Consider the following 26,763-nt stretch of genomic DNA (forward strand, 5'->3'; position numbering starts at 1 on the left):
AATAAGAGAATCATCTGTTAAATTGAGTAGTTTTCTTGTATTATTATCCATAGGGGTGTTCTCCTTTGTAATGTTAGTTATAGTCGACTTAATTTTACCAATAAGAATGCCCCTTTTTCTATGCCTAAAACAAAAAATCGCATTGATAGAATTTAATCTATCAACACGATTTAGTGTACAGCCTCTATTAAAAAAATCTAGATTCAAGCCTAGATTTTTTTATCTTTTATAGTTGACACCGCTTTCTAATGGTGTTATAGTTTATTTATATAATAGACGGAGTGTAACTGATACGATCAGGCACCACCAAATCCATTGTAGAAGGACTACTTTGATTTGGTGTTTTTTTGTTCCTTAAATGAGGTGATTTAAATTCTACCGATATTGATTATATTCGTCAACACGTTGAACAAATGAAAGAAGCCATTAAAGATGGTGTTGATTTGATGGGTTATACAACTTGGGGATGTATTGATTTAATCAGTTGTGGAACATCACAAATGAGTAAACGTTATGGCTTTATCTACGTTGATCAAGACGATGAAGGAAATGGGAGTTTAGAAAGATATCGTAAGGATTCATTCTACTGGTATAAAGAAGTCATTGAATCTAATGGTGAAAACTTATAAGATGGTATAATAAATGAAACAAGTCTAGATAATTTATCTAGACTTGATTTTTTCACAAGAGATTAAATAAGGGGAGATAAATATGAAGAAAATAGCTTTTTTTGATATTGATGGCACATTGTGTGATAGTAGCGGACAAGTCTTACCGTCAAGTAAAGAGAGTATACAAGCATTTAGAGATAAAGGGAATTTAACATATATTTGTACAGGTCGTTCTAAACCAGAAATTTTGGATAGTATTTTAGAAGTCGGATTTGATGGCATTATTGGTGCTGGTGGCGGCTACATTGTGATTAATGATGAAGTGGTCAAACATCAAACAATGGATGAAAGGATTGTCAGAGAAGTTCTGTCATACTTTAAAGAGCATGACATTGGTTATTACTTAGAAACAAATGACGGTTTGTATGGCAGTGATAATTGTGTTCGTAAAATTCGAGAAGAAATAAAAACGATTGCTGAGAAGACAAATCAGGATTATGATGGATTAGCAGAAAAAGTCAGTTGGTTTGAAGCAGTATTAGAAGAACATAAAAATGATGAAGTAGACTATACTAATGTCAATAAAATCTCCTTTATCAATAACACCGTATCATTTTCTGACGTTGCGGATAAATTCGGTGATGAGTGTTACATGTATCATTCAACGGTTGAATTATTTGGACCTGAAAGCGGAGAAATTGCGGTGAAAGGTGTCGATAAAAAGCTAGCTATCGAGTATGTGTTAAATAAACTTGGCATGACTAAAGAACAAACCATCGCATTTGGTGATGGAGATAATGATATAGTCATGTTTGAGGCGGTTGATTACAGTATTGCAATGGACAATGCCACAGATAATTTGAAAAAAATCGCTTCTGAAATAACAGATAGTGCTGATGATGATGGCATTGCGAAGAGCTTAAAGAGAAATGGTTGGGTTTAATTAAATAACTTTTAAAGAAAAAAACGAAAAACAGTTTTTTTCTTTTTTATTTGCTACACTATGAGTAACAACTATTGAAAGCAAGGAGACGATATTTCATGACAGGCACAATTCCATCAGCATATAAAAAGCAACGTGAGTTCTTTTATTCCCAACAAACAAAGACGTTAACCTTTCGTTTAGAACAACTTGAAAAGCTGAGATTAGGAATTATATCATACGAACAAGAAATTATCGATGCGTTAAGAATAGACTTAGGAAAACACCCATTAGAAACATATGCGACAGAAATTGGTTTTGTTCTAAATAGTATTCGCATGACACAAAAATCACTGCGTAAATGGATGAAGGATGAAAAAAAACGAACACCATTATTTTTACAACCCTCTAAAAGTCGTGTTGTCAGTGAACCATATGGTGTCATATTGATTATTGGACCATTCAATTACCCATTTCAATTATTAATTGAACCACTAGTTGGGGCAATAGCTGCAGGTAATACAGCTATTTTAAAACCATCTGAACTGGTACCAACTTTTTCGAAAGTGATAGAAAAAATGATTCATCATTTGTTTCCTTCATCTTATGTGAATATTTTTTTAGGAGAGAAAGAAACCACGATGGAATTACTAGAACAGCCGTTTGATTATATTTTCTTTACAGGGAGTACAACTGTTGGAAAAAGTGTGATGAAAGCAGCATCAGAACACTTAACACCAGTCACGCTGGAACTTGGAGGAAAAAGTCCCACAATTATTACATCTCAAGCAGATATATCTTTAGCAGCTAGACGCGTGATATATGGCAAGATGATGAATGCCGGTCAAACATGTGTCGCTCCAGATTACGTTGTCATAGAAGAAGCAGTAAAAAAAGAATTTATAGAAGAATGTCAAAAAACGTTGTATCGTTTTTATGGGAAAGATATTAAAAAAAGTCCCAGTTTTTCACGTATTGTGAATGAGCGTCACACTAAGCGATTGGTTCATTTAATGAATGAATCAGCATCAGAATTAATTAGTGGTGGAGAATACGATGTTTCTTCTTGTTATGTTGCCCCAACATTATATGATGCCAGTTGGGAATCACCATTGATGAAAGATGAACTATTTGGTCCTTTGTTGCCAATTATATCTTATCAGTCATTAGATGATGTGATACATCATATTAATGAGCGACCAAAACCACTCGCTCTCTATATTTTTAGTCGTGATAAGAAAGAACAAGAAACGATATTAAACCAAACGTCTTCAGGTGGAGTTAGCATCAATAATACTATTTTTCATTTAGTCTCGAGCCACTTGCCTTTTGGAGGAGTCGGAACATCAGGTATTGGAAATTATCATGGAAAATATAGTTTTGATACTTTTTCTCATAAACGAGCAGTATTAGCCTCAACTAAACTAGATACACCGTTTATTTATCCACCATATACAGATAAACATCTTAAATGGATTAAACGCGTATTAAAATAAAATAGTACCCTAAATTTTTTCGATTTAGGGTACTATTTTTTTGAGAATAAGCTACTAAAAAATCCTCCACTTGAATGAGTTTGGTTGGTATTTTTAGCAGTAGAAGTACTAGGTGTTCTTTTTTTAAAAGGCATCTCAATCTCCTCTTTATTAATAGCGTGATTAAGAGAATAAACAACTGCGATAGAATCATCAGCTAGTGTCGTATGTTCAGTATCGACTAATTTTAGCAACACTTCGTTCTCTTGAGTTAGATGAATCAATTTTTTCTGAATCGTTGGTTTCACTAATGCATTAACAAGTAAAGTTCCACCTGGATATTGTTTGAATTGATTGACTGCAAACTCCTCAAACGAATTCAAACTTAATTCGGATAAGAACAAAATAAATACAACGCGTTCTCTAAATGTTCCGAGATATTTTTTTTGTTCGTCAGGCTTTAGTTGAGGGGTGCCGTACATCCCTTTGTCTAGATAGTCTTGAATATCTTTCGCCATGTTGACCACTCCTTTATAGCTCAATCATTTTAAGTATAACATATAATTCATTAGAAAAAATTTGTGAAAAAACGTTGCAATAAGAGTAAAACTTGGATAAAATTAACTTTAAATGAAAATCATTATCAATTAGGAGAGTTTTGATGAAAAAGAGTATCCCGATAATAAGCTTAGTATTATTAACTATTTTATCTTTATTTATTGGCGTTCAAAGCATTCCTATTCAAGATATCTTTCAGCTTAATGAGACACAATCTCTTGTGCTGTGGACAACAAGAGTACCAAGAACGATTAGTTTAGTTATTGCAGGTGCAACAATTAGTGTGTCAGGACTCATCATGCAACATCTGACACAAAATAAATTTGTTTCACCGACAACGGCTGGAACAATGGATAGTGCAAGGCTTGGTATGCTTGTGGCTATGCTGTTTTTTCCAAGTGGCACTATTCTAGTAAAATCGTTAGTTGCCTTTATCTTTGCTTTTTTAGGTACAGTATTATTTATTCAGTTGATACGTGTGTTACCAGGTAAAAATCAATTGATGGTGCCTCTTGTAGGGGTGATGTTTGGGAATATTGTGGGGTCGATTGTCACATTTTTTGCTTATCAATATCAATTGATTCAAAACATGACTTCTTGGTTACAGGGAAGTTTTTCCACTATTTCAAAAGGAAATTACGAGCTGATTTATGTGACGGTACCTGTATTGATAATTTGTTACCTATACGCTTATCAATTTACAATAGTAGGAATGGGAGAGGAATTTTCTATTTCTGTTGGGATGAATTATAAAATTGTTCATTTAATCGGTCTATTACTAATTTCAGTTGCTAGTAGTGTGGTGTTAGTCACGATTGGTGGACTACCATTTCTTGGTGTGATTATTCCAAATGTTGTGTCGTTGATGTTAGGTGATCATATGAAAGATACGCTTTGGATGACGGCTGTCGCAGGTAGTATTTTTTTAGTCATAGCCGATATTTTATCTCGTGTGATTTATCCGCCATATGAGTTACCAGTTAGTTTAATCGTAGGAGCTTTAGGAAGTTTTATCTTTGTCATTTTACTTGTTAAGGGGGCAAAGAAATGAAAAATAAACAAATTTATTTTAGATTAGTAACGTTAATATTGCTCGTATTAATCAGCATTGGATTATTCATGACATATCAAACTTATGGCAATTGGCAATTTGCTTTGACGCTTAGAGGGAAAAAACTATTAGCGTTTGTAATTGTGGGTTTGTTAACAAGCTTTTCAACAATTAGCTTTCAGACTATTACTCAAAGTCATTTTTTAACACCAAGTATTTTAGGATTTGATTCACTTTACGTTTTAGTTCAGACCACGTTATTCTTTTATTTTGGTCAAACACCCACTCATCCCATGATGATGTTTGGTTTAAACGTTGGGTTAATGGTGATATTTAGTGTGATATTATTTGGTTTTTTACTTAGAAAAGAGTCACAAGATTTATTTTTATTATTGATGATAGGGATGGTTCTCGGAACATTTTTTAGAAGTGTTAGTACTTTTTTACAAGTTCTGATGGATCCAAATGAATACGATAAGTTACAAGGAAAACTATTTGCGAGTTTTTCAAATGTGGATGTATCCCTTCTTTATATGGTTATACCAATTGTGATAGGGATTATTTTATTATTCTGGATTGTGTCACCGACACTGGATGTGTTTCATTTAGGAACATGTCAGGCGATTAACTTAGGAATTAATGTACAACGATTTCGTTGGTTCATTTTATTTTTAATCAGTTTAAGCGTGGCACTCTCGACGGCGCTAATTGGTCCGATTACGTTTTTAGGATTTATTGTAGCCAACATAACGTATCAAATATTACCTGTGTATAAGCATCGTTATTTATTTGTTTCTAGTGCTTTATTAAGTATTTTGATGCTAGTATTAGGTCAATTTTTAGTGGAACATATATTCCACATGAATACGACATTAAGTGTCGTGATTGAATTTAGTGGTGGTGTGTACTTTATTTGGAAATTACTCTCTGAAAGGGGGAAAACACTTCAATGAACATCGAAAAAGTAGTTAAACAGTATGGAAGCAAAAAAGTTGTCGATACGGTGGATTATGATGTGGTTCCGCACACACTTACTGCATTTATTGGGCCAAATGGTGCCGGTAAAAGCACGCTTCTTGGTATGATGAGTCGTTTGTTAGATAAAGATCAAGGGGGAATTTATTTAGAAGGGCAGGAGGTGAAAGCTTGGAACCAACATGAACTTGCTAAAAAATTATCAATTTTAAAGCAAGCCAATGGGGTTCAATTACGTCTAACTGTAAGGGAATTAGTCGCATTCGGTCGGTTTCCACATAGTAAGGGACGGTTAACAAAACGTGATCAAGAAAAGATTAATGAGTCTCTTGCTTATCTAGGTTTAGATGATTTGGCAGAAGAAACCATTGATACATTGTCAGGCGGACAATTACAACGAGCATATATTGCGATGGTACTAGCACAAGATACAGAATATATCTTTTTGGATGAGCCGCTAAATAATTTAGATATGAATCATGCGGTTCTGTTGATGAAAACTATTCGTCGTTTGGTGGATGAGGCAAAAAAAACAGTCGTGATTGTCTTACATGATATAAATTTTGCAGCAAGCTACGCTGATAATATCGTCGCGATGAAATCTGGCGAGATATTTAAAGCAGGACCTACCGATGACATTATTACCAAAGAGGTACTAGACGAGTTGTATGACATGAACATGCGCGTATGCGAATTAGAAGGAAAGCGATTTTGTTTATATTTTAATGAATAGTAAAAAGGAGAGAGATAGATGAAACGAGTAAAAAAATGGAGTCTAGCAAGTTTAGTTGTTGCAGGAGTTATGATGTTGGGGGCATGTGGCTCATCAAGTGCGACAAAAGACACAGAAAAATCATCAAGTGAGCCACAAGAAGCAGTGAAGGTAACTGATAGTAATGGAGAGACTGTAGAGTTAAAATCACATCCTAAAAAAGTCGTGGTATTTGATATGGGAGCTCTTGATACGATTAAAGAATTAGGTGAAGCAGATAAAGTTGTTGGTGCACCAACAAAAACATTACCAAGTTATTTATCTAGCTTTAAAAATTTAGAATCAGCTGGTGGAATTAAAGAGCCAGATATGGAAAAAATTAATGCGATGCAACCTGATTTAATCATCATATCAGGTCGTCAAGAAGACATGAAAAAAGAGTTAGAAAACATTGCACCAACGCTTTACTTATCAGTAGATAACAAAAAAGCGTGGGAATCGACAGTAGAAAATATTGAAACATTGGGAACAGTTTTTGATAAAGAAGATGTGGCAAAAGAAAAAGTCGATGAACTGACAACAAAACGTGAAGCATTAGAAAAAACTACCAAAGACAGTGGTAAAAAAGGATTGATGAGCTTAGTGAATGAAGGATCATTATCAGTATTTGGTCCAGAATCACGTTTTGGTATCATCTATGAAGGATTTGGTGTAATACCTGCAGATGAAGCAATTGAACCATCACCACATGGGCAAGAAGTATCTTATGAGTATGTATTAGAGAAAAATCCTGATATTTTATTTGTTGTTGACCGTACCAAAGCAATTGGTGGAGATGACAGTAAAAATAATGTAGCAGATAATGCTTTAGTAAAAGAAACAACAGCTGGTAAAGAAGGAAAAGTAATTAGTTTAACACCTGATGTATGGTACTTAGCAGGTGGAGGGATTAAAGCTACGCAAATGATGATGGAAGATGTCGAATCAGCTTATAAATAGTCAGTATGTATAGGGGGCATAAAGCCCTCTTTTTTTTATTCATAAAAATAACATTTATAATCTATTGAAATTTTATTTCGATAACTGTATAATAAAAATGTAATTTGATTTCAAAGTAACGAAGTTGAGTTAACTAAAATATAGTCGAATTGTTTTACGAAAACAATAGACAACATTATAGGAGGCAATAAGTATGAAAGTAGTAATGGTATGTTCAGGTGGAATGTCAAGTGCAATAGTGGTTAAAGCAATTCTTAAAGAAGCAGAGAAACAAGGATTTGACTTAGATATGATTGCAGTGGGTTCAGGTGAAGTAGAAGAAACATTAAATCAAGGAGATTATGAGTTACTATTAGTTGCACCTCAAGTAAAACATCAATTTAGTCGTTATGAAGAGTTGGCAAAAGAAAAAAATATTCCAATTGAATTAGTTGCTCCTACAGGTTACACACCAATTGGTGCACCAAAAACATTAGAACAAATAAAAAAACATAAATAGGTTGAGTACAAGGAGAAGACAATGGAGAAATTTTTAAATTGGGTAGAAACAAAATTTATGCCTCCAATGGCAAAATTAGCTGAACAAAGGCATTTGAAAGCTATTAGAGATGGAGTTATTTCAACATTATCGTTAATTCTTATTGGTAGTTTCTTTTTAGTTATTGCAAATCCGCCGGTGCCATCATGGGCAGCAGCGATTGCGCCATATTCAGCACAAATTGTTGTGCCTTTCCGTATTACAATGGGACTTATGAGTATCTATGCAGCGTATGGTATGGGGTATAGTTTAGCGAAATCATACAAGTTGGATGGTATTAGTGGTGGTGTCCTTTCTTTAGCGACATTCTTAATGTTAACGGTACCATTAAATGTCGATCAACTACTTCCTGAAGGTCAAGGAATCGGTTGGGTTATGCCAATGGGGTACCTTGGTGGAGCTGGAATGTTCTCAGCAATTCTTGCGATGATTTTTGCTGTGGAAGTGCTGAGATTATTTAAAGAAAAGAATTTAATGATTAAAATGCCAGAACAAGTACCCGAATCTGTATCACGAAGTTTTGAAGCATTGATACCAGGTGCTGTTATTATCACAACAACATGGATTTTACGCGTTCTTTTAGGATTGGATATTAATGAGCTATTATTAGGTATTTTCTCTCCTATTACAGAAGTTTTAGGAAATAATTTATTAGGTGTTTTATTACCGATGTTCTTAATTCACGTATTATGGGCAGCGGGTGTACATGGTATGAGTGTGATTGGGTCAATTGTTAGACCAATGTGGTTATTAATGTTAGATGCTAATGCACAAGCATTATCTGCTGGCGTCTCAGCAACAAAACTACCATATATTGCACCAGAACAATTTTATCAATGGACAGTGACGATTGGTGGGGCAGGAGCGACATTATCACTTTGTTTATTATTAATGTTTGCTACAAAATCAACGTATTTAAAAGAAGTTGGGAAATTCTCGTTTATCCCAGGGATTTTCAATATTAATGAGCCACTTATTTTTGGTGTTCCGTTAATTATGAACCCAGTTTTAGCATTACCATTCATTTGTATCCCACTCATTACAACAACAATTAGCTATTTTGCTGTGAAATTTGGATTAGTAAATGGTTTTGTATTGAATGTAACATGGACACTACCCGCACCAATTGGGGCATTTTTATCAACAGGAAATGACTGGCGTGCGGTTGTATTGGTAGTAATTAATATTTTAATTGCTCTAGCATTATATTATCCATTTGTTAAAGCATATGACAATACTTTAATTAAACAAGAACAAGAAGAGATGGCGACAGAAGGTTAAAAGGTTTGATAGTTAAAAGCTGATTAGTTCATCTAGTCAGCTTTTGGTATTAAGGGAGAGAAAAAGATGATAAAAATGATTTATATTGTATTCGTTATAGCTTATGTATTAGCTTGTGTTGGAATCACTAGATGGTTAGATAAGAAAAATAAATTACCGAATCGATGGATTTCAGGATTTATTTCATTTTTTATTATCTTGATTCCTTTAATGATATTTTCTAATATTCCACCCTTTGTGTTGAATATTTTATATGGATTGTGTGGATTATTTGCCATTATGTTTTTTGAAACATCTCGTTTGATGGTCGAAAGAGGCCAACATAGAGGAATGGTGAAACCACCCTCTACTAAAAAGAAATAGATAGGAGCATATTTATGAGAACATTAGGTATTTCGGTTTACCCGAATCATCAATCGGTTGAAGACATTAAAGAGTATATGAAATTAGCAGCAAAATATGGTTTTAAACGTGTATTCACTTGTTTGTTATCAGTGAATCCAGAAGAAAAGGAAAAAATCGTGAGTGATTTTTCTGAGACCATTTTTTTTGCTAAGTCACTAGGCATGAAAGTAGTGGCTGATGTTAGTCCTAAAGTATTTGGTGAGTTGGGTATTAGTTATGATAATTTAGAATTTTTTAAAGAGATTGGTGCTGATGGGATTCGTTTAGATATGGGATTTACAGGGAATGAAGAATCAATCATGACATTTAATCCTCAAAATCTAGATATTGAGTTAAACATTAGTTCAGGAACACGTTATTTAGAAAATATTCTAAGTTATCAAGCCAATGATAATAAACTCTTAGGGTGTCATAATTTTTATCCGCATCGTTATACAGGACTGAGCTATGATCATTTTATTGAAACAACAAAGGTTTATAAAGAAAATGGCATTAGAACAGCTGCATTTGTTAATTCACCAACAGCAAAAACAGGTCCATGGCCCGTGGAAGAGGGATTATGTACGTTAGAAATGCATCGGGAATGGCCAATTACGACACAAACAAAACATCTTTGGGCAACGGATTTGATTGATGATGTGATTATCGCCAATGCTTTTGCCTCAAAGGAAGAATTGAAAGCATTAAGTGAGATTAATCCTTATAAATTAACATTAGATTGTGTGATAAGAGAAGACACACCTGCGTTAGAGAGAAAAATAATTTTAGAAGAGTTTCATTTTAATCGTGGAGATGTGTCTGATTATGTGATTCGTTCGACACAAAGTCGTGTGAAATATAAAGGACATGACTTTAAACCATTTAATACAGAAGATATGGCTGAGGGCGATATTATTATTGAAACATCTTTATATGCTCATTATGCAGGTGAACTGCAAATTGCTCTATTACCAATGGAAAATTCAGGTAAATCAAATGTTGTAGGCTATATTACACCAAATGATAGAGTATTGTTATCATACATTCAACCTTGGCAAAAATTTGGGTTTAACGAAGTCTCACAATGAGTATAGTAGTAGGAGATAGTTACTCAACTGTACTAGCCAAAAATGTGACTTATTGTGGTTTTTTTCCTAATGAATTAGGAAAAGAGTTTTCGGTCATTTATTTGCTTCATGGGCGAGGTGGTAATGCTAAAAGTTTTTTAAATCAGACAACAATCGAACGGTTTATTCAAGGAACGTCTTTCATCGCTTTTTCTGTGGATGTGGGGAATTCCTATTATGCTAACTCTGATGCGTTTGGTGATGTCTTAACTTTTGTGAGTCAGGAATTTCCTATTATGATGCAACGAATTCATCCCTTTAATATTAAAAATGAGTTTATCATTGGTATATCAATGGGTGGATACGGCGTACTCAAATTATTAGAGAAATATCCTGATAGATATAGAGGATCAGCGATGTTATCTCCACTATTAGTAATGGATACATTAGTCAACCACATTCCTCAAACTAAAAAAGAATTGGGAACTGTTTTTCAAAAAGAGGCATGGCCTAATCTAGTCCAATCAGATTTACATCATCTTGAATTAGAAACGCATCTCATTCACTGTTGTGGGAAAGATGATTTTATGATTGAGGATAGCTTGGATTTCTCTAATAAAATAGGCAGTTTTTTACCTAACTATTCTTTTTATGTGTCTGAAGGAGAACATAATTGGGATTATTGGGATGGACAGTTAAGTCAAATTATAAACGAATTTAATCAATTAATTGAAAGAAGGAACAACTAATGGAAGAACAAATTTTTAATATTATTGTACACGGTGGAAATGCTAGAGGTTTTGCTTATGAAGCACTTGAAGCATGCCGCAAGGGAGAATACGAAAAAGTAGACGAGCTGTTGAAACAATCTAAAGACGAAATGGTGCTAGCGCATAATACTCAAACGGAATTAGTTCAAAAGGATGTTCGAGGAGAAAGTGTAGAAATTAGCTTACTAATGATTCACGCACAAGACCAATTGATGACTACTATGTCAGAACAGACATTGATTGAACAAATGATTATCATGCAAAAAGAAATTAACGAGTTACGAGGGAAATAGTAAGAGGCAAACGATTCGTCCAACACGACAATCGTTTGTTTTTTCATAAATAAAATGTGAGTAGAAATTAGGTGAAATAATGGAGTATATCATTGGTTTAGATTGCGGTGGAACAAAAACAGAAGCTTTTGCTTATAATGTAAAAACAGGTGAGGAAGTAGCAAGTGCGATTTCTGGTTTTGGTAATCTGGTAGTGGATTATGATTTAGGTATGAGCCACATCACGTCAAGCATAGTATCTATTTTTGAGTTACTTGAAGAAAGTCATTGTAAGGGGATTGTTCTAGGTATTGCAGGAGTTGATGCAGGTGGGCTAAAAGAAAAAGTATCCAATGATTTGATGATAATACATCCAACTATTTATATTTTTAATGACGGACAATTAGCTCATTTTTCTATATTAAAAGGAAGAGATGGCATTTGTGTGACTGCTGGAACTGGCTCTGTGGTGTTAGGTTTACATCAACATAAATGGTACAGAGTTGGTGGATGGGGGCATTTATTTGGTGATGAAGGTAGTGCTTATTGGATAGCTAAACAAGCAATAAAATTAGCGTTGAGTGACGAAGATAATAGTTTTCAGCCAAGTGATTTAACGCTTGCTATATTTAAATTTTTTGATGTAAAAGGTGTGTTTTCTTTAACTAAATACCTTTACACGTTGTCTAAAACAGATATTGCTTCACTGACAACCATTGTTGCACAGATGAACGAAGAAGGAAATCAAGAAGCCACTCTTTTATTGAAACAAGCAGGTATACAATTAGGAATAGCAGTAGAACAAATGCTCAGAAAGAGTAAGTTATCTAAAGAATCATTAGAAATTGGATTAAATGGAAGTGTCATAGAAAAAAATGCGCAAGTTTTTTCTAGTTTTCATAACTATTTAGAAGCCAGTGAAATAAATGTGACTTATTGTCATAAACAGTCATCCTGTGCTAAAGGAGCTTATTATTATTATAAAATGCGAGAGTTGGAGGGGTTACCGTGGGATATGCAATAGGATTGATGTCAGGCACATCACTTGATGGTGTAGATGTAGCGCTAGTTAAATATGATGAATGTATGTCTAGTTATGAGTTAGAGGATTTTTTTACCATACCTTTTTCTGATGAGTTAAAGAAAAAAGTCACAGATGCTATTGATATAAATCAATCAAATGTTTCCTTAATTTGCAGCTTAAATATCGAGTTAGGTTATTTTTTTGGTGAAGCAGCTAAAAAAATGATAGAAAAACATCAAAGATTAGGGAAAAAAATAGACTTTGTTGCGTCTCACGGGCAAACTTTATACCATCAACCTATTTCAGAAGATAATTTAGTCGCATCCACCTTGCAAGTAGGGGAGTCAAGTGTGATTACTGAGGTGACTGGAGTTAAAGTGGTATCTGATTTTAGATACCGGGACATGGCTGTTGGCGGACAAGGGGCACCGATTGTTCCTTACTCAGAATTTATTTTGTACAACGACAGAGAAAAACAGCGAATTTTACAAAATATTGGCGGTATTTCAAACGCCACAATTATTCCGAAAAATGCTACAATACAGGAGGTAACAGCTTTTGATACAGGGCCAGGCAATATGATAATTGATGAATTAGTGCGCCATTTTTATCAGGAAGAGTATGATGATAATGGCCAATATGCTAAGCAAGGTCATGTGTCAGAAACAGTTTTAGAACATATGATGTTACATTCTTTTTTTAGTCGCCCTATGCCACGGACAACAGGTAGAGAAGATTTTGGACAGCACTATGTCAACGCACTGCTTGATACTTATGAATTATCAGCTAATGATTGGATTGCAACAGCAACAAAATTTACTGCAAAAGCGATTGCGTTATCATTGGACTCGTTTTTCGTAGACGATACTGACTTAATCATTGGTGGGGGTGGAAGTTATAATCCAACGTTACTTTCGATGATTCATGAAGAAGTGCCGTCTTTTGTATCAGTTAAAACACAAGAAGATTTAGGCCAATCATCAGAGGCAAAAGAAGCAGTTGCCATGGTTGTGTTGGGACATCGAACGCTTCTAGGAAAAACAAGTAACGTGCCAAGTGCTACTGGTGCGACTAAAGAAGTTATTTTGGGGAAAATAACATGATAGGTAAATAAGTTAAAAGGGAAGGGTAAATATGAAAAGTAAACATATTCATCAAAGGGTGGAGAGTCTTTATAATGATTTAACACATTCGGAACAAAAAATAGCCAATTTGGTATTAGAAAGACCGGAAGATGTGATGAAAATGACTGCAAGTGAGTTAGCAAAAGAGTCACAAACTAGTCCAGCTTCAGTCATTCGTTTTTGTAAATCAATAAATATTCCGAGTTTTCCAGAATTAAAAATAGCATTATCAGCTGAAAGACAGTGGGATGTTCCCAAAGAGTATTCAGACATATTACCAAATGAGAAAATATCGGATGTGAAAGCAAAACTTTTAGGCAATGCTTATCAATCTATGCAAGAAACGATTCAATTAGTTAGTGAAGATGTGTTAGATGATGCGGTACAGATGATTTCTTCAGCGCCATTTGTCTATGTTTACGGGATAGGCTCATCTTACCTTGTCGCAGAAAATATCGCTCAAAAGTGGAATCGAATTGGGAAAGTTTGTATCTGTATTGCAGATGTTCACTTGCTTATAGCCAGTCTAACTTCAGCTGTACCTGGTTCTATTTTTATTGGTATTTCAAATTCGGGGGAAACATCAGAAGTACTAGAAATTAATCATATCGCAAGAGAACATGGCATCAAAACAATTGGTATTTCGCAATTTGGGATGAATACATTGAGCAAGCAAGTTGATTTATCTATTCAAACGGTGAAATCAAAAGAAGCAGAATTAAGAAGTGCTGCTACGAGTTCATTGATGTCTCAATTTATTTTGATTGATTTATTGTTCCATGTATATGTTTTAAAAGAATACGATGAAAACATGGAAAATATTAGAGAATCTAGAACGTTAGTAGATGAATACAAACGTCGTACTAGTAAAAAATAAAAACCATCCAATTGGGTCTAAGGACTTAATTGGATGGTTTTTTAAAGATAATAAATTTACTAAATACATAGTTAGCGATTAAGACAACCACATTACTGATAATTTTAGCAATCATTGGTTGTTGATTTAACCACTTGACTAAGACAAATAAAACGACAGTATCAATGCCTAAAGATAATAAGCGGAACGAAAAGAAGGACATCATTTCTTTTACGTTGATGGTCTCTTGATTGTCTTCATGAGCGAAAACATACTTCTTATTGGATATATAGGCAAATAGCACTGAAAAAATCCATGCAACGACGTTTGCGAAAATATAATTAAGTTGTAGGACCCCTTCAATGAGATAGAATACAACAATATTAATAATTGTTGTCATAACGCCCATCACGACATACATAAATAACTCAAATAGTGTGTCAGATAGTCCTAATGTTTTAGTAAAAAAATGTTTGAATTTATTCATAGACTCTCTCTTTTCTAATAAACAGTTTAGAATAAGCTTTGATGAAACAATAACCAATCGTCAGCATGGTTGCAATCAATTTAATTATTAGCACATAAGTCATATTAACAACTGGTTTGTAAGATAATATGATGGTATTTTTACCATTTTTTGGTTGGATGATTAAACTACCAATATCAGATGTGTCGTACTCTGATTTATCAAGTATCTTGCTATTCAACTCAATCACACTATGTTCATAGACGATGAGTGGTAACTGTTTTTTCTTTGATGAATTCTTTTTATTGTCCCAAACTAATTGAATCGTTCCATTATCTAGTACAGTCGTTGTAACGTTTTTTTGATTATCAAATATTTCTTTTTCATAAACTTCATATGGCTCTATTTCACTATATAGCTCTTGGCTAGTTGTATTTTTTGATATAGGAAGGTAATCTGGTGTTCCCTTTTCTATTGTGTCAAATACTTTCGTTAAGTCAGGCGATCTAAGGTTATTTCTAATATTATCGGGCTCTGTTTCAATCAGATTAGATCGATTGTTCCCCATAGCGACAGGATCATCTTGCCAACGTTGCGCATTTTTGACCATGTTGCTGTTAGCTTCGACTAATATGAAGCCGACTAGGATAAGTAGGAAAGTCGACATGATTTTTGATTGTTTACTAGAAAGATTTCTCTCAAATGCTGTGATTGTTTTTAAAAACATAGGAATTAGTAGCACATATGAAATTACAGAAAAACGAAATGGAAACTGGATAATAGATAGAAAAGGTAGTGTTGCTACTATATTATCCCATGGAAATAATGATGTTGATAAGAGCAAGAATGTTCCACCAACAATGGTCATTAATCTCTCTAGTAAAGACGTCTGTTTAATATTACGAATAAAATAAATGAGTTGGAAAATAAATATAGCCCCAAAAAAGATACCAATATTTCGATTGCCATACATTTCTGTTATAGAGATATAAGTAGCATTAGTCACAAATGATTTTGGAATAAAGGGTTGTAAAATATTATTTGATAAAAAGACTTCCAAATAAGCCGTTAATGTATTTAGTGATAAGAAGACAAATAATAAAATAGCTAATATCATATCTTTTATCCAATTAAGTTTTCTGTCTGATTGAATGAAACTGACAAGGAAAAAAGGAATAATCGCTAAAGTTGCTAATACAGCACTGAGTGTATGAGCATTAACTAGTAAACTCATAGATAAGGCTAAAAAGACAAAGTTAATCGGTTTATCTCTATTTTTTACTGAGCGGATGGCTTGAATAAAAATAAATGGTAAAAATGCCGCACCCCAACTAGAAAAACCTAAAGCCCGAACATAATACATCACTGGGGCACTTGCCATGTAAATCGCTGCGCCTATCGTGGCTAATGTTTTTGTACAATCTAGTGTTCTCATGAGACCATACATACCGCTACCGGCTATGATAAGGCACGTGAATGATGAGACGAGTTGGAATTTTAACCATGACTGTGTAAAAAATAATATTAAACCATTCAAGAAGGCGATATCATACCCATATAGGGCATTGATAATTCTGCCACTACTATTAAAGCCATATAAAGCCATATAGTAGTTATAGTTTCCTGATTTGATTTGTTCAGCTAAATCATAGAATCGATTATAATGAAATGATATATCAGATCCAACAGGGATAAACCGCGTATTGATTTGCGGTAATAAAATAAATAAAGCTACTAAGGTAATGGTTATAAAAGGAAGTCTTTTTTTTATAACACGTTTAGCACGTAGCACAACTAATCCTCCTCTAAAGGTGAAATCTTTTGATCTTTGACGATGTAAATAGGTCTTCTTTTCGTTTCAAGGAATGTTTTACCTAAATATTGTCCCACAACTCCTAAACAGAGAAGTTGTAGACCGCCTAGTGCTAGTATAATGCAAACAAGAGATGGCCATCCTGATGTTGGATCCCCGAAAATAAGAGCACGTATTACAATAAAAATCAAAGCGATAATGGACGCGATAAATGAAATAAATCCAAGAATAGTTGAGAGTTTTAGTGGAAACTCTGAAAATGAGATGATGCCATCAATAGAGTATTGTAATAAGTCCCAAAAAGACCAAGATGTTTCACCTTCAACACGTTCAATATTTTCAAATTCTAAGTAATGAGTATCAAATCCAACCCAGCTAAATATTCCTTTTGAAAATCGGTTGTATTCTTTAAGTTCTAGTATCGCATCGACCATTTGACGAGACATAAGTCGGTAATCTCTTGCGCCGTCAACAATTTCAACATCAGATATTTTATTGATAATTTTATAAAATTGTTTTGCGAAAAATGATCTGATTTTAGGTTCCCCAGCACGTGTAACACGTCTAGTACCAATGCAGTCATGTTCTCCTTGTTCTATTAGTTCAACCATTTTAGGTAAAAGCTCTGGAGGGTCTTGCAAATCAACATCCATGACAGTGATATAATCTCCTCTAGTATGTTCAAGGCCGGCATAAAGAGCAGATTCTTTTCCAAAGTTTCGGGAAAAAGAAAGGTAGTTGTATTTATTAGATGAAGCTGTCTCTTTTTTTAAAACCTCTAATGTATTATCTTTTGATCCGTCGTTGACAAACCAGTATTCAAACGTTAAATTTGGTAATAATTTTTCTATATCCATCATACGAGTAATATAGGGATTGATTGTGTCTTGTTCGTTGTAACAAGGGACCACAATGGAAAGCATTTTTTTAGTCATAATGTACTCCTTTTTATTAGTAGATAATTATCTAAAAGTGCAATAAATATATTTTAAATGAAATGAGTATGAAAAGATAGTCTATATAATAAGTTACACAAAAAATACCCTAGTCTATTATAAGACTAAGGTATTATAATTAAAAGTCATGTACTTCTTTAAGTGTTCCATCTTCCATTTGAAATACTCGGTCACTCCATTTAATCATACGAATGTCATGGGTTACCATAACTGTTGCTTTTTTCTTGTCGTGAGCTTCTTTGACAAGTAGTTTCACGACGTTATAAGCATGTTCCGTATCTAAACTAGCAGTAGGTTCATCTGCTAAAATAAGACTAGGATTATTGTATAAAGAGCGAGCAATCGCCACACGTTGGCGTTCACCACCGGATAAATCACTTGGGTAACTTTTTCTTAAGTGATCAATATCAAGAGATTTAAGTAAGTCGTCTAGTTTTTCTTTATTAACTTTTTCTTTTTTTACTTTGCCAACTAAAGTAAATTGATCCTCTATAGTTAAGAAAGGAATGAGGTTTGAGCTTTGTAGAATAAAACCTATTTCTTCAAAACGTAATTTAGCACGTTTTTTTTCAGGTAAAGCTGTAAAATCAATATCATTAATAGTAATATTACCTGTTGTTGTACTTTGTAAACCACCTGCTATCGTTAAGAAAGTACTTTTTCCAGAACCAGAAGGACCAATGACGCTGATAAATTCCCCTTCTTTAACTTCAAAATTTAAGTCATTTAAGGCTGTCACTTCATTATGACCTTTACCAAATTTTTTAGTGATATGAGACATATTTAAAATAGTTTTCATTTTTCCTAACCTCCAATTGCGTTAATAGGGTCAACTTTATTTACAGTGACGATTGAGAATAAGCCACCGATTGTTGATACAACGACAAGAATGGCACCATAGATACACCATTGTGTAATGTTAATAGCAAATGGCATCGCGTCAGGTAATACTAAGCTTAAGAAATAAGTAGCAACACCAGAGAGTATTACTCCAAATACACCCACTAAAAATGATTGAGCTAATATTGATTTAGAAATAAACCAAGAATTAATGCCTTGAACTTTCATGACACCAAAAATAGCAGTTTTTTGTAGTGTGATAACATACATGAAGATACCGATAACAGCTGATGCAATAACAAACAAGACATAAATCATAGAATCAAGCGTTAAACTTTGCTCAGTATATCCAGGTAAGTTATCAATAAATTCATCAGTTGATAGTTTAGTTAATGAATCACTGGATAATGTTGTATCTTTATCATTGCTTAATATAGCATTGATTGGATAGTTATCTGTATTTTTTACCATATCTTCACCGAATTTGATTTCAGTTGCGGTTTTGACAGTTGAGTACATTACGGGAGTCGCAACATAAGACGTAGAAGGGAAGATCCCAACGACTTTAACTTTCAAATCGTTACTTCCAACTTTTATTGTATCATCTATTTTAAATCCTTTATCTGCAAGATTTTGCGAAATAATGACCTCGTTGTCATTTTTTAATGTAGTACCACTTGTTATTTCAGGTAAAAAGAAAGCATCTTTATCTGTCCCAAACAAGCTGATATTTACTTTATCGCCTTTTTTACCGATAGCACCACTATAAAGTGACAGTGGTGCTTTGTCATTTGATGAAATATCTTTTTCATCTTCTATTTTTAATTGTGATGCAGCTAAAATATTATTGGCATCATCTGATAGGACAATTTCTTTTGCGTCCCAATCATCTACTACTTGCCTAAATTCTTGTGACAATCCATCTGCTAGACCAGATAATAAAAATACTACTAATCCAATTAGAAACATAATACCAACAATTAAACTATATCGTAATTTTGAATAACCCATTTCCTTTAAGGCTAAAAACATAAATTTTTCCTCCATTTCTGATTACCAAGTAACATTATGTCACTTGATAGTGATAAAAATAATTAACTATTTTTTACTGATTGCAATAACACTTGAAAAAAGAAACCCAATCCAACTGTTAAAATAATATGTCCCAAACCAGCGATTCCACTAATTGCTGCGGAACTTTCAATACCTAAGATAGTCATTGTTCCATGTGTTAACATCATCAACAACGTTATACCTAACCCAATGTTATAAATGACATAAAACTTTTTGAAATTCTTGTGCTTAGTTAAATTGAAACTTTTTTCCAGTAGTAGAACGATTAAGAAGAAAAACATTCCTAAAATAAGTGTATGTGTATGGATAACACTTAACTGTGTCCAACCTTCAAAATCATTGAATTTTGTCATTTCACGGAAATAAACGCCACTAATTAATCCAATAATCATATAACTTAAACTTGCTCTTGCTAGTTTTTGCATGAAAATACTCCCCCTATTTAATTCCTTTAGTAATCCATTTTATTTTATAGTGATAATCCAATATTAACTCCTCTGGTGTCCAATTATTGATAATGAAATCAGTTAAGGAATTCATGACAATTTCCATAATAAAGTAAAGGAAACTGACAGCTTCTTGAGTTTCATGGATTGTGAATTCGTTGTTTTCCAATAACTTGATCCATTCCATTAGCATGTGTGAAGAGTCATCTAGATTTAAACGCTTCATTGTTCGTTGATAATCAGCTCGAGTTAGAAGTAATAGTCCTTTCCAATAAGCACTATCCGTTTTTAGATGGGAACAAAAAACAAGGTATTGTTCAATTCCGTGGAAAAAATTACTTTTATGCTGATTAATGTAATCAATAATATCTTGATGAATTAGAATAGATTGCTGTTTAACAATGTAATCGTAAGCATCTTTCAAATCAACAAAGTATTTATAAAATGCTCCTCTAGACATTTCCATCTGCTCGACGATATGTGACACCTTTACTTGGCTGACAGATTGGTTATAAAATGTATCAAGCAAAATCATATCTATTTTTTCTTTTTTGGGGACAGGTAGATTCAGGAATGTATCCTTTGGCATACAATATCCTCCTTTCATTTTTTAACTTAAAAAAATCATATCACAAAAAGTTACAAGTTGTCACTTCTGTTGCTCAGAAAATGAAAATAAATTAAAAAAACTTTCAAAAAGAGGGTGAAAATGGTCTCTTGCTTTTTTTTGAAAGTCTTTATTTATCAATATTTAATAGTTTTACTTAATTAATTTCAGAAACTCATTAATTTTTTCATCAGTAATCCCCATCATTGCCATTGAACGAAAATGTCAGTACCAAATGTCAAATGAATGGCTTCGCTTAGTTTGATATTTCTCGAAGAAGAACGAAATAATATATAATAGTGACCGTTATCGACTTGCTAAGCTTTTCTATCTACATTGTACCAATTAAATGCTCGTAATTCTTTCACAGTTTTTTTCTATGTTACTTGTTTGATTACTGACGTATACTTGTGTGCCACTTGCTACCATAATCATTAAGTTAAATATTTCATCCTCCGATCAAAGGACATCATTATCGAAGAGGATCATTCAATCTATTTTTGATGTTGTCTTTAAAACCCTCTTTGTTTGTGCACGTATTACCATTACACAAATGGATGGTACTGTTACTACTCATGAGGTAAGCAGCCTTGTCGACCATTCACTTGGAAAGACTCAGTCGATAAATTTGATCGTTTAACAAAAGGATATATTGATCCAATATTGGCTGAAAAATTAAAAGAAGTCGCAAAAGATATTGAAAACAGTTCGACAAAAGACTTATTTGATATTTTAACTAAAATTAAATATCCAACAACAAATAAATAGACAGAACAAAAGTGGTCTGATAGATTTAAAGTAATCTATTAAGACCACTTTTTAAGTGGAGAATAATTGTTAGGAGTAAGCATATGTTAATGTTTGATGAATCATGTTTTGATGTGTTTAATATAGAAGGGTTAGACAGTCGAATGATTGGTGTTCGTGAAAAAATTCAACCTGTTTTTCAATCAATTGATGAGAAAGTTGTTGTTGAGTTAGAGCCTTTGCTGGGTGAAAAATTGCCTATCCATATAGCCCAACATAGACGACGTACAACAAATGCACCAGATTTTACGTGGAGTGCAATGGGTGGAGATAATCGTGGCTATAAAAAATACCCGCATTTTCAATTAGGGATTACGCCAGAATATGCGGTGATTTGGTTGTCCTTTATTGATAACCCACAAAATGAAGCACTTATGGCTCAAGAGTGTTTAGATAATATACAGTGGTTTGAGCAACTTCCAAAAGGTTTTGTGGTGAATACTGATCACACGAAAAATAATTATCATGCTTTAGAATCAGAACAATTAGTAAAAGATTTAACACGTTGGAAAGAAGTTAAAAAAGGTGAATTTCAAATTGGGCGTGTAATTCATAAAGAAACGTTTGACACTAAAACGACAGAAGAATTATTTGCTTACATATTAGAAACCTATGTGTCACTTATACCAATTTATCAAGATTGTTGTAAACTAACGAATGAATAGGAAATAAGCAAACTAGACAGATTGAAATTTCCACTAATACTAATTTTTTTTTGTGAATTATGCTATAATGAACGGTGATTATGTGTCGCAGAGATTTGCTCTAAGTGACTTAAAGGAGGATGAACAGTGGAAGATAAGAAAACTTTTTATATCACCACTCCGATTTATTACCCAAGTGGAAAATTACATATAGGAAGCTCATACACTACAATAGCCTGTGATGCAATGGCTCGTTATAAACGAATGAAAGGGTTTGATGTCTTTTATTTGACTGGTTTAGATGAACATGGTCAAAAAATTGAACAAAAGGCCGAAGAATTAGGTGTAAAACCACAAGAATATGTGGATGACATGGCAATGGACGTTAAAAAGTTGTGGAAATTATTGGATATAGATTATACCAAATTTATCCGTACAACAGATTTAGATCATAAACAATCTGTTCAACAGATTTTCCAGCGTTTATTAGACCAAGGAGATATTTATTTAGGCGAATATGAAGGTTGGTACTCAGTATCAGATGAAGAATATTTCACTGAAAATCAATTAGCTGAAGTCTTTAGAAATGAAGATGGAAAAGTTATTGGTGGATTAGCTCCGAGTGGCCATGAAGTAGAACTTGTTAAAGAACAAAGCTACTTCTTTAAAATGAGTAAGTATGCAGACCGTTTATTAGAATATTACGAAGAACACCCAGATTTTATCGAACCAGTTTCTCGTAAAAATGAAATGATTAATAACTTTATTAAACCAGGTTTAGAAGACTTAGCTGTTAGTCGTACATCTTTCAAATGGGGAATTCCTGTTGAAAGTGATCCAAAACATGTGGTCTATGTATGGATAGATGCGTTATCAAACTATATTACAGCCTTAGGTTATGGTACAGACGACGACAGCAACTTCCAAAAATACTGGCCAGCTGATGTTCATATGGTTGGTAAAGAAATCGTCCGTTTCCATACCATTTATTGGCCAATTATGTTAATGGCACTTGATTTGCCATTACCAAAACAAATTTTTGCTCATGGTTGGTTAGTGATGCAAGATGGCAAAATGTCTAAATCAAAAGGGAATGTGGTTTACCCTGAGATGTTAGTACGACGTTACGGATTAGATGCACTACGTTACTATTTAATGCGTGCAATTCCGTTTGGTTCAGATGGTGTGTTTACACCAGAAGATTTTGTTTCTCGTGTGAATTATGACTTAGCCAATGACTTAGGTAATTTATTAAATCGTACGATTGCGATGATTAATAAATATTGTGATGGTGTCGTACCAAACTACGCCTCTCAGGTAACAGATTTTGATAGTGAATTATCAACAACTGCTGCAGATGTGATTGGTAAATATAATAAAGCAATGGAAAAATTAGAGTTTAACATTGCGTTAAGTGAAGTATGGCGTCTCATTTCTCGTGCGAATAAATACATTGATGAGACTGAGCCATGGAACTTAGCGAAAGATGAAGAAAAACAAACAGAATTAAATAGTGTCATGGTTCATTTAGCCGAAAGTTTACGCATTTCTGCTATTTTACTACAACCAATTATGACGCAAGCACCAAAAGAAATCTTTAGCCAATTAGGATTGGATGATGAAACAGTCTCTATGATTGATATTCGTTTTGGAGAGTTCCCTTCTGGTACCAGAGTTGTCAGCAAAGGAACGCCTATTTTCCCACGTCTAGATGTTGAAGAAGAAGTAGCTTATATTAAAGAACAGATGGCTCAAAGTATGAATCAACAGACAGAAGAAGAATGGAAACCAGAAGATGTGGAGCTTGTTTCTGTTAAAGATAAAGAAGTAAAATTTGAAACGTTTGATGAAGTTGAGTTAAAAGTTGCTGAAATTTTAGACTGTCAAAAAGTTAAAGGGGCAGATAAATTATTGCAATTTAGATTAGATGCTGGTGACAAAGGAAATCGCCAAATTTTATCAGGAATTGCAGAATTTTATCCTGAACCAATGGATTTAATTGGTAAAAAAGTAGTGATTGTCGCTAACTTGAAACCAAGAAAAATCCGTGGACATATCAGTCAAGGAATGATTTTATCAGCTGAAAATTCAGATGGCAAATTATACGTTGTTGAAGCACCAAAAGGAGCAGAAAACGGTAGTATCGTTGGATAGAAAATGTTAAAGAGATTGGAAAAGTGGTCTTTTTCAATCTCTTTTTATGTTAAAATCATCGTGATAGGAGTGAAAACTATGATTTTTGATACACACACACATTTAAATGCAGAACAATTTAATGACGATTATAAAGAAGTCATTGAGCGAGCAAAACAGCTTGGCGTAACTGAAATGGCAGTAGTAGGATTTGATACACCAACGATTGAACGCTCGTTAGAGTTAAGTGAACTATACCCTTTTATTCATAGTATTATTGGGTGGCATCCGACTGAAACAGGAAGGTACACAAAAGAGATTGAAAAAGATTTACAAGAAAAATTAACGAATCCACATGTTGTGACGTTGGGAGAAATTGGGTTGGATTATTATTGGATGAATGACGAACCTGATGTACAAGAAAAAGTCTTTCGTCGCCAAATTGCGATTGCTAAAGAGATGGATCTACCAATTAGCATCCATACAAGAGATGCGATGGAAGATACTTATAAGATTTTAAAATCAGAAGGCATTCAAGATATTGGAGGCATTATGCATAGTTTTGGTGGCGATAGCGAGTGGGCGAAACGTTTTTTAGATTTAGGGATGCATATTTCGTTTAGTGGTGTTGTCACATTTAAGAAAACATTAGAAGTTCAAGAAGCAGCAAAAATTGTCCCAATGGATAAATTATTAGTGGAAACTGATGCACCGTATTTAGCACCTGTGCCATATCGTGGAAAACGTAATGAACCTGGGTATACACATTATGTCGTTGATAAAATTTCCGAATTAAGAAATTTACCTTATCAAACAGTGGCAAAAGAAACAACAAAAAATGCACATAGATTGTTTAGGTTAGAAGAAAATGACTAAAGAAAAAATATCAGAAATAGTGGTTGTAGAAGGAAAAGACGATACAAAACGATTGCAGCAAGTGTTAGACGTTGACACGATAGAAACGAATGGTTCGGCGTTAAATAACGAAACGTTGGATAAAATTAAACACGCTCAACGTGTGCGTGGTGTGATTGTGTTTACTGATCCAGATTTTCCTGGTGAAAAAATCCGTAAGCAGATTATGGTTGTCGTCCCTGATGCTAAACATGCTTTTATATCTAGAGAAAAAGGAGCACCAAAAAAGAAACATGGTAGTTTGGGCGTGGAACATGCCAGTAATGAAGCCATCATACAAGCGCTAAAAGACGTGTCCACGCCTACGACTGAATCATTTGAATCAGAGATAGCGATAGAAGATTTGATACAATTTGGTCTGATAGCTGGAAACGGATCAAGAGTAAGGCGTGAGAAACTTGGCGAAAAATTGAATATTGGCTATACAAATGGCAAGCAACTAAAGAAACGATTGAGCATGTTTCAAATATCCAAAGAAACATTCTTAGTGGCAATGAAAGAGATAATAGAAGGTGAAACGAATGAATGAATATAGGGATATAGCAACACCTAGTCGAACGAAAGAAATACTTAAAAAACATGGCTTTTCGTTTAAAAAGAGTTTAGGACAAAACTTTTTAACTGAACCAAATATTTTAAGAAAAATTGCAGAAGCAGGATATTTATCAAAAGAAGATGGTGTGATTGAAATCGGTCCAGGTATTGGTGCTTTAACGGAACATTTAGCACGACATGCTGGAAAAGTATTAGCATTTGAAATAGATCAACGTTTAATTCCGGTATTAGAAGATACATTGTCACCTTATGATAATATTACAGTCGTTAATGAAGATATTTTAAAAGCTGATGTCGTGGCCGAAGCAAAAAAAGTATTTGATGAAGAGCAACCAATCAAAGTCGTTGCCAATTTGCCTTATTATATTACGACACCCATCATGATGCATTTATTGATGTCACCACTAGATATCACGACAATGGTTGTTATGATGCAAAAAGAGGTGGCGGATCGCATGACAGCAAAACCGTCAACAAAAGCGTACGGCTCGCTATCAATCGCAGTGCAATTTTATATGGAAGCAAAACTTGCATTTATCGTGCCTAAAACAGCTTTTGTGCCACAGCCAAATGTGGATTCAGCGATTATTAAGTTAGAAAAAAGAGATAAACCAATTGTTGATGTCATAGATGAAACATTCTTTTTTGAATTAACACGTGCGTCATTTATGCAACGACGTAAAACACTATGGAATAATTTAACAAGCCGTTTTGGAAAAGATGAGGAAACAAAACATTGGTTGCAAACATCACTTGAGGAATGTGGGATTGATCCAAAACGTCGTGGGGAAACACTAAGTATCGAAGAATTTGGTAAACTATCAAACTCATTAATCACGAATAAAAAATAAAGTTACAGTGGTGATTGTTCATTGACAAAACTTTGTG

General features: G+C 33.8%; 28 protein-coding genes and 1 pseudogene. 21 read left to right on the forward strand and 8 right to left on the reverse strand.

Annotated elements, in window-relative coordinates; translation table 11 throughout:
* Positions 1-383: 383 nt before the first annotated feature.
* From DW196_RS07545 to DW196_RS07555, 3 genes and pseudogenes are all read left to right on the forward strand, one after another.
* Positions 384-629, forward strand: a pseudogene (locus DW196_RS07545) (family 1 glycosylhydrolase); the annotation flags it as partial.
* An 82-nt stretch (positions 630-711) separates the two neighbouring features.
* Positions 712-1,554, forward strand: a complete 843-nt coding sequence (locus tag DW196_RS07550; protein ID WP_071456103.1) for a Cof-type HAD-IIB family hydrolase — start codon at positions 712-714, stop codon at positions 1,552-1,554.
* A 98-nt stretch (positions 1,555-1,652) separates the two neighbouring features.
* Positions 1,653-3,029 carry an aldehyde dehydrogenase gene (locus DW196_RS07555; RefSeq protein WP_118250831.1) on the forward strand — a complete coding sequence of 459 codons (1,377 nt, stop codon included), beginning with the start codon at positions 1,653-1,655 and terminating at the stop codon, positions 3,027-3,029.
* A 32-nt stretch (positions 3,030-3,061) separates the two neighbouring features.
* Here DW196_RS07555 and DW196_RS07560 read toward each other — a convergent pair whose 3' ends face one another.
* Positions 3,062-3,526, reverse strand: a complete 465-nt coding sequence (locus tag DW196_RS07560) for a DUF1694 domain-containing protein (RefSeq protein ID WP_118250832.1) — start codon at positions 3,524-3,526, stop codon at positions 3,062-3,064.
* A 143-nt stretch (positions 3,527-3,669) separates the two neighbouring features.
* On the opposite strand from DW196_RS07560, the gene DW196_RS07565 reads away from it, so the two are divergent.
* The 13 genes from DW196_RS07565 (at position 3,670) to DW196_RS07625 (ending at position 14,640) form a co-directional block, all read left to right on the forward strand.
* On the forward strand, positions 3,670-4,617 hold the full coding sequence (locus DW196_RS07565) for an ABC transporter permease (RefSeq protein WP_118250833.1): 948 nt from the start codon (positions 3,670-3,672) through the stop codon (positions 4,615-4,617).
* Complete coding sequence (locus DW196_RS07570) at positions 4,614-5,570, forward strand: iron chelate uptake ABC transporter family permease subunit (protein WP_118250834.1); 957 nt, start codon at positions 4,614-4,616, stop codon at positions 5,568-5,570. Before DW196_RS07565 ends, DW196_RS07570 begins: the two co-directional genes overlap by 4 nt.
* The gene (locus DW196_RS07575) at positions 5,567-6,325 is read left to right on the forward strand and encodes an ABC transporter ATP-binding protein (RefSeq protein WP_118250835.1); all 759 of its coding nucleotides are present in this window, start codon (positions 5,567-5,569) and stop codon (positions 6,323-6,325) included. Before DW196_RS07570 ends, DW196_RS07575 begins: the two co-directional genes overlap by 4 nt.
* Positions 6,326-6,343: 18 nt before the next feature.
* The gene (locus DW196_RS07580) at positions 6,344-7,303 is read left to right on the forward strand and encodes a siderophore ABC transporter substrate-binding protein (protein WP_118250836.1); all 960 of its coding nucleotides are present in this window, start codon (positions 6,344-6,346) and stop codon (positions 7,301-7,303) included.
* Between the two features lie 193 nt (positions 7,304-7,496).
* Positions 7,497-7,802, forward strand: coding sequence for a PTS sugar transporter subunit IIB (locus DW196_RS07585; RefSeq protein ID WP_071456110.1), 306 nt, complete (start codon positions 7,497-7,499; stop codon positions 7,800-7,802).
* 21 nt (positions 7,803-7,823) lie between these two features.
* Complete coding sequence (locus DW196_RS07590; RefSeq protein ID WP_118250837.1) at positions 7,824-9,122, forward strand: PTS sugar transporter subunit IIC; 1,299 nt, start codon at positions 7,824-7,826, stop codon at positions 9,120-9,122.
* 66 nt (positions 9,123-9,188) lie between these two features.
* Positions 9,189-9,485, forward strand: coding sequence for a hypothetical protein (locus DW196_RS07595; RefSeq protein ID WP_071456112.1), 297 nt, complete (start codon positions 9,189-9,191; stop codon positions 9,483-9,485).
* Between the two features lie 14 nt (positions 9,486-9,499).
* On the forward strand, positions 9,500-10,594 hold the full coding sequence (locus DW196_RS07600) for a DUF871 domain-containing protein (RefSeq protein ID WP_118250838.1): 1,095 nt from the start codon (positions 9,500-9,502) through the stop codon (positions 10,592-10,594).
* Complete coding sequence (locus DW196_RS07605; protein WP_118250839.1) at positions 10,591-11,322, forward strand: alpha/beta hydrolase family protein; 732 nt, start codon at positions 10,591-10,593, stop codon at positions 11,320-11,322. The genes DW196_RS07600 and DW196_RS07605 overlap by 4 nt, the downstream gene beginning before the upstream one ends.
* Positions 11,322-11,636, forward strand: coding sequence for a PTS lactose/cellobiose transporter subunit IIA (locus DW196_RS07610; RefSeq protein WP_118250840.1), 315 nt, complete (start codon positions 11,322-11,324; stop codon positions 11,634-11,636). Before DW196_RS07605 ends, DW196_RS07610 begins: the two co-directional genes overlap by 1 nt.
* Positions 11,637-11,715: 79 nt before the next feature.
* Positions 11,716-12,639: a BadF/BadG/BcrA/BcrD ATPase family protein gene (locus DW196_RS07615; RefSeq protein ID WP_118250841.1), complete on the forward strand. Its 924-nt coding sequence runs from the start codon at positions 11,716-11,718 to the stop codon at positions 12,637-12,639.
* The gene (gene anmK / locus DW196_RS07620; RefSeq protein ID WP_118250842.1) at positions 12,624-13,742 is read left to right on the forward strand and encodes an anhydro-N-acetylmuramic acid kinase AnmK; all 1,119 of its coding nucleotides are present in this window, start codon (positions 12,624-12,626) and stop codon (positions 13,740-13,742) included. Before DW196_RS07615 ends, anmK begins: the two co-directional genes overlap by 16 nt.
* Positions 13,743-13,773: 31 nt before the next feature.
* Positions 13,774-14,640 carry a MurR/RpiR family transcriptional regulator gene (locus DW196_RS07625; protein ID WP_071456118.1) on the forward strand — a complete coding sequence of 289 codons (867 nt, stop codon included), beginning with the start codon at positions 13,774-13,776 and terminating at the stop codon, positions 14,638-14,640.
* Positions 14,641-14,665: 25 nt separating this feature from the next.
* Here the strand turns inward: DW196_RS07625 and DW196_RS07630 are convergent, their stop codons facing one another.
* The 7 genes from DW196_RS07630 to DW196_RS07660 all read right to left on the reverse strand — a co-directional run bounded on the left by DW196_RS07630 (position 14,666) and on the right by DW196_RS07660 (position 20,803).
* Positions 14,666-15,106, reverse strand: coding sequence for a GtrA family protein (locus tag DW196_RS07630; RefSeq protein ID WP_118250843.1), 441 nt, complete (start codon positions 15,104-15,106; stop codon positions 14,666-14,668).
* A complete protein-coding gene (locus DW196_RS07635; RefSeq protein ID WP_118250844.1) occupies positions 15,099-16,877 on the reverse strand; it encodes a hypothetical protein in 1,779 nt (592 codons plus the stop codon). The genes DW196_RS07630 and DW196_RS07635 overlap by 8 nt, the downstream gene beginning before the upstream one ends.
* A gap of 2 nt (positions 16,878-16,879) precedes the next feature.
* Positions 16,880-17,833, reverse strand: coding sequence for a glycosyltransferase family 2 protein (locus DW196_RS07640; protein WP_118250845.1), 954 nt, complete (start codon positions 17,831-17,833; stop codon positions 16,880-16,882).
* A 139-nt stretch (positions 17,834-17,972) separates the two neighbouring features.
* Complete coding sequence (locus tag DW196_RS07645) at positions 17,973-18,653, reverse strand: ABC transporter ATP-binding protein (RefSeq protein ID WP_071456122.1); 681 nt, start codon at positions 18,651-18,653, stop codon at positions 17,973-17,975.
* 5 nt (positions 18,654-18,658) lie between these two features.
* Entirely contained in the window at positions 18,659-19,726 is a 1,068-nt protein-coding gene (locus DW196_RS07650) for an ABC transporter permease (protein WP_118250846.1), read from the reverse strand.
* A gap of 62 nt (positions 19,727-19,788) precedes the next feature.
* A complete protein-coding gene (locus tag DW196_RS07655; protein WP_071456124.1) occupies positions 19,789-20,193 on the reverse strand; it encodes a DUF2871 domain-containing protein in 405 nt (134 codons plus the stop codon).
* Positions 20,194-20,206: 13 nt separating this feature from the next.
* Positions 20,207-20,803 (reverse strand): TetR/AcrR family transcriptional regulator, encoded by a 597-nt coding sequence (locus DW196_RS07660; protein WP_071456125.1) that lies wholly within the window; start codon positions 20,801-20,803, stop codon positions 20,207-20,209.
* An 869-nt stretch (positions 20,804-21,672) separates the two neighbouring features.
* Between DW196_RS07660 and DW196_RS07665 the strand changes: the two genes are divergently transcribed.
* The 5 genes from DW196_RS07665 to rsmA all read left to right on the forward strand — a co-directional run bounded on the left by DW196_RS07665 (position 21,673) and on the right by rsmA (position 26,726).
* Positions 21,673-22,293 carry a DUF1054 family protein gene (locus DW196_RS07665; RefSeq protein WP_338115229.1) on the forward strand — a complete coding sequence of 207 codons (621 nt, stop codon included), beginning with the start codon at positions 21,673-21,675 and terminating at the stop codon, positions 22,291-22,293.
* Between the two features lie 126 nt (positions 22,294-22,419).
* Positions 22,420-24,426, forward strand: coding sequence for a methionine--tRNA ligase (gene metG, locus DW196_RS07670; protein ID WP_118250847.1), 2,007 nt, complete (start codon positions 22,420-22,422; stop codon positions 24,424-24,426).
* A 78-nt stretch (positions 24,427-24,504) separates the two neighbouring features.
* Entirely contained in the window at positions 24,505-25,281 is a 777-nt protein-coding gene (locus tag DW196_RS07675; RefSeq protein WP_118250848.1) for a TatD family hydrolase, read from the forward strand.
* Positions 25,274-25,849 (forward strand): ribonuclease M5, encoded by a 576-nt coding sequence (gene rnmV / locus DW196_RS07680; RefSeq protein WP_118250849.1) that lies wholly within the window; start codon positions 25,274-25,276, stop codon positions 25,847-25,849. The genes DW196_RS07675 and rnmV overlap by 8 nt, the downstream gene beginning before the upstream one ends.
* On the forward strand, positions 25,842-26,726 hold the full coding sequence (rsmA, locus tag DW196_RS07685; protein ID WP_118250850.1) for a 16S rRNA (adenine(1518)-N(6)/adenine(1519)-N(6))-dimethyltransferase RsmA: 885 nt from the start codon (positions 25,842-25,844) through the stop codon (positions 26,724-26,726). Before rnmV ends, rsmA begins: the two co-directional genes overlap by 8 nt.
* Positions 26,727-26,763 lie beyond the last annotated feature (37 nt).

Source organism: Vagococcus sp. AM17-17, assembly GCF_003471765.1.
GTDB classification, from domain to species: Bacteria; Bacillota; Bacilli; order Lactobacillales; family Vagococcaceae; genus Vagococcus; species Vagococcus teuberi.

Excerpts from the sequence above, each read along its gene's own strand:
- DW196_RS07550 (WP_071456103.1), top strand. The coding sequence starts at position 712 with ATGAAGAAAATAGCTTTTTTTGATATTGATGGCACATTGTGTGATAGT.
- DW196_RS07555 (WP_118250831.1), top strand. The coding sequence starts at position 1,653 with ATGACAGGCACAATTCCATCAGCATATAAAAAGCAACGTGAGTTCTTT.
- DW196_RS07560 (WP_118250832.1), bottom strand. The coding sequence starts at position 3,526 with ATGGCGAAAGATATTCAAGACTATCTAGACAAAGGGATGTACGGCACC.
- DW196_RS07565 (WP_118250833.1), top strand. The coding sequence starts at position 3,670 with ATGAAAAAGAGTATCCCGATAATAAGCTTAGTATTATTAACTATTTTA.
- DW196_RS07570 (WP_118250834.1), top strand. The coding sequence starts at position 4,614 with ATGAAAAATAAACAAATTTATTTTAGATTAGTAACGTTAATATTGCTC.
- DW196_RS07575 (WP_118250835.1), top strand. The coding sequence starts at position 5,567 with ATGAACATCGAAAAAGTAGTTAAACAGTATGGAAGCAAAAAAGTTGTC.
- DW196_RS07580 (WP_118250836.1), top strand. The coding sequence starts at position 6,344 with ATGAAACGAGTAAAAAAATGGAGTCTAGCAAGTTTAGTTGTTGCAGGA.
- DW196_RS07585 (WP_071456110.1), top strand. The coding sequence starts at position 7,497 with ATGAAAGTAGTAATGGTATGTTCAGGTGGAATGTCAAGTGCAATAGTG.
- DW196_RS07590 (WP_118250837.1), top strand. The coding sequence starts at position 7,824 with ATGGAGAAATTTTTAAATTGGGTAGAAACAAAATTTATGCCTCCAATG.
- DW196_RS07595 (WP_071456112.1), top strand. The coding sequence starts at position 9,189 with ATGATAAAAATGATTTATATTGTATTCGTTATAGCTTATGTATTAGCT.
- DW196_RS07600 (WP_118250838.1), top strand. The coding sequence starts at position 9,500 with ATGAGAACATTAGGTATTTCGGTTTACCCGAATCATCAATCGGTTGAA.
- DW196_RS07605 (WP_118250839.1), top strand. The coding sequence starts at position 10,591 with ATGAGTATAGTAGTAGGAGATAGTTACTCAACTGTACTAGCCAAAAAT.
- DW196_RS07610 (WP_118250840.1), top strand. The coding sequence starts at position 11,322 with ATGGAAGAACAAATTTTTAATATTATTGTACACGGTGGAAATGCTAGA.
- DW196_RS07615 (WP_118250841.1), top strand. The coding sequence starts at position 11,716 with ATGGAGTATATCATTGGTTTAGATTGCGGTGGAACAAAAACAGAAGCT.
- DW196_RS07625 (WP_071456118.1), top strand. The coding sequence starts at position 13,774 with ATGAAAAGTAAACATATTCATCAAAGGGTGGAGAGTCTTTATAATGAT.
- DW196_RS07630 (WP_118250843.1), bottom strand. The coding sequence starts at position 15,106 with ATGAATAAATTCAAACATTTTTTTACTAAAACATTAGGACTATCTGAC.
- DW196_RS07640 (WP_118250845.1), bottom strand. The coding sequence starts at position 17,833 with ATGACTAAAAAAATGCTTTCCATTGTGGTCCCTTGTTACAACGAACAA.
- DW196_RS07645 (WP_071456122.1), bottom strand. The coding sequence starts at position 18,653 with ATGAAAACTATTTTAAATATGTCTCATATCACTAAAAAATTTGGTAAA.
- DW196_RS07650 (WP_118250846.1), bottom strand. The coding sequence starts at position 19,726 with ATGTTTTTAGCCTTAAAGGAAATGGGTTATTCAAAATTACGATATAGT.
- DW196_RS07655 (WP_071456124.1), bottom strand. The coding sequence starts at position 20,193 with ATGCAAAAACTAGCAAGAGCAAGTTTAAGTTATATGATTATTGGATTA.
- DW196_RS07660 (WP_071456125.1), bottom strand. The coding sequence starts at position 20,803 with ATGCCAAAGGATACATTCCTGAATCTACCTGTCCCCAAAAAAGAAAAA.
- DW196_RS07665 (WP_338115229.1), top strand. The coding sequence starts at position 21,673 with ATGTTAATGTTTGATGAATCATGTTTTGATGTGTTTAATATAGAAGGG.
- DW196_RS07675 (WP_118250848.1), top strand. The coding sequence starts at position 24,505 with ATGATTTTTGATACACACACACATTTAAATGCAGAACAATTTAATGAC.
- rnmV (WP_118250849.1), top strand. The coding sequence starts at position 25,274 with ATGACTAAAGAAAAAATATCAGAAATAGTGGTTGTAGAAGGAAAAGAC.
- rsmA (WP_118250850.1), top strand. The coding sequence starts at position 25,842 with ATGAATGAATATAGGGATATAGCAACACCTAGTCGAACGAAAGAAATA.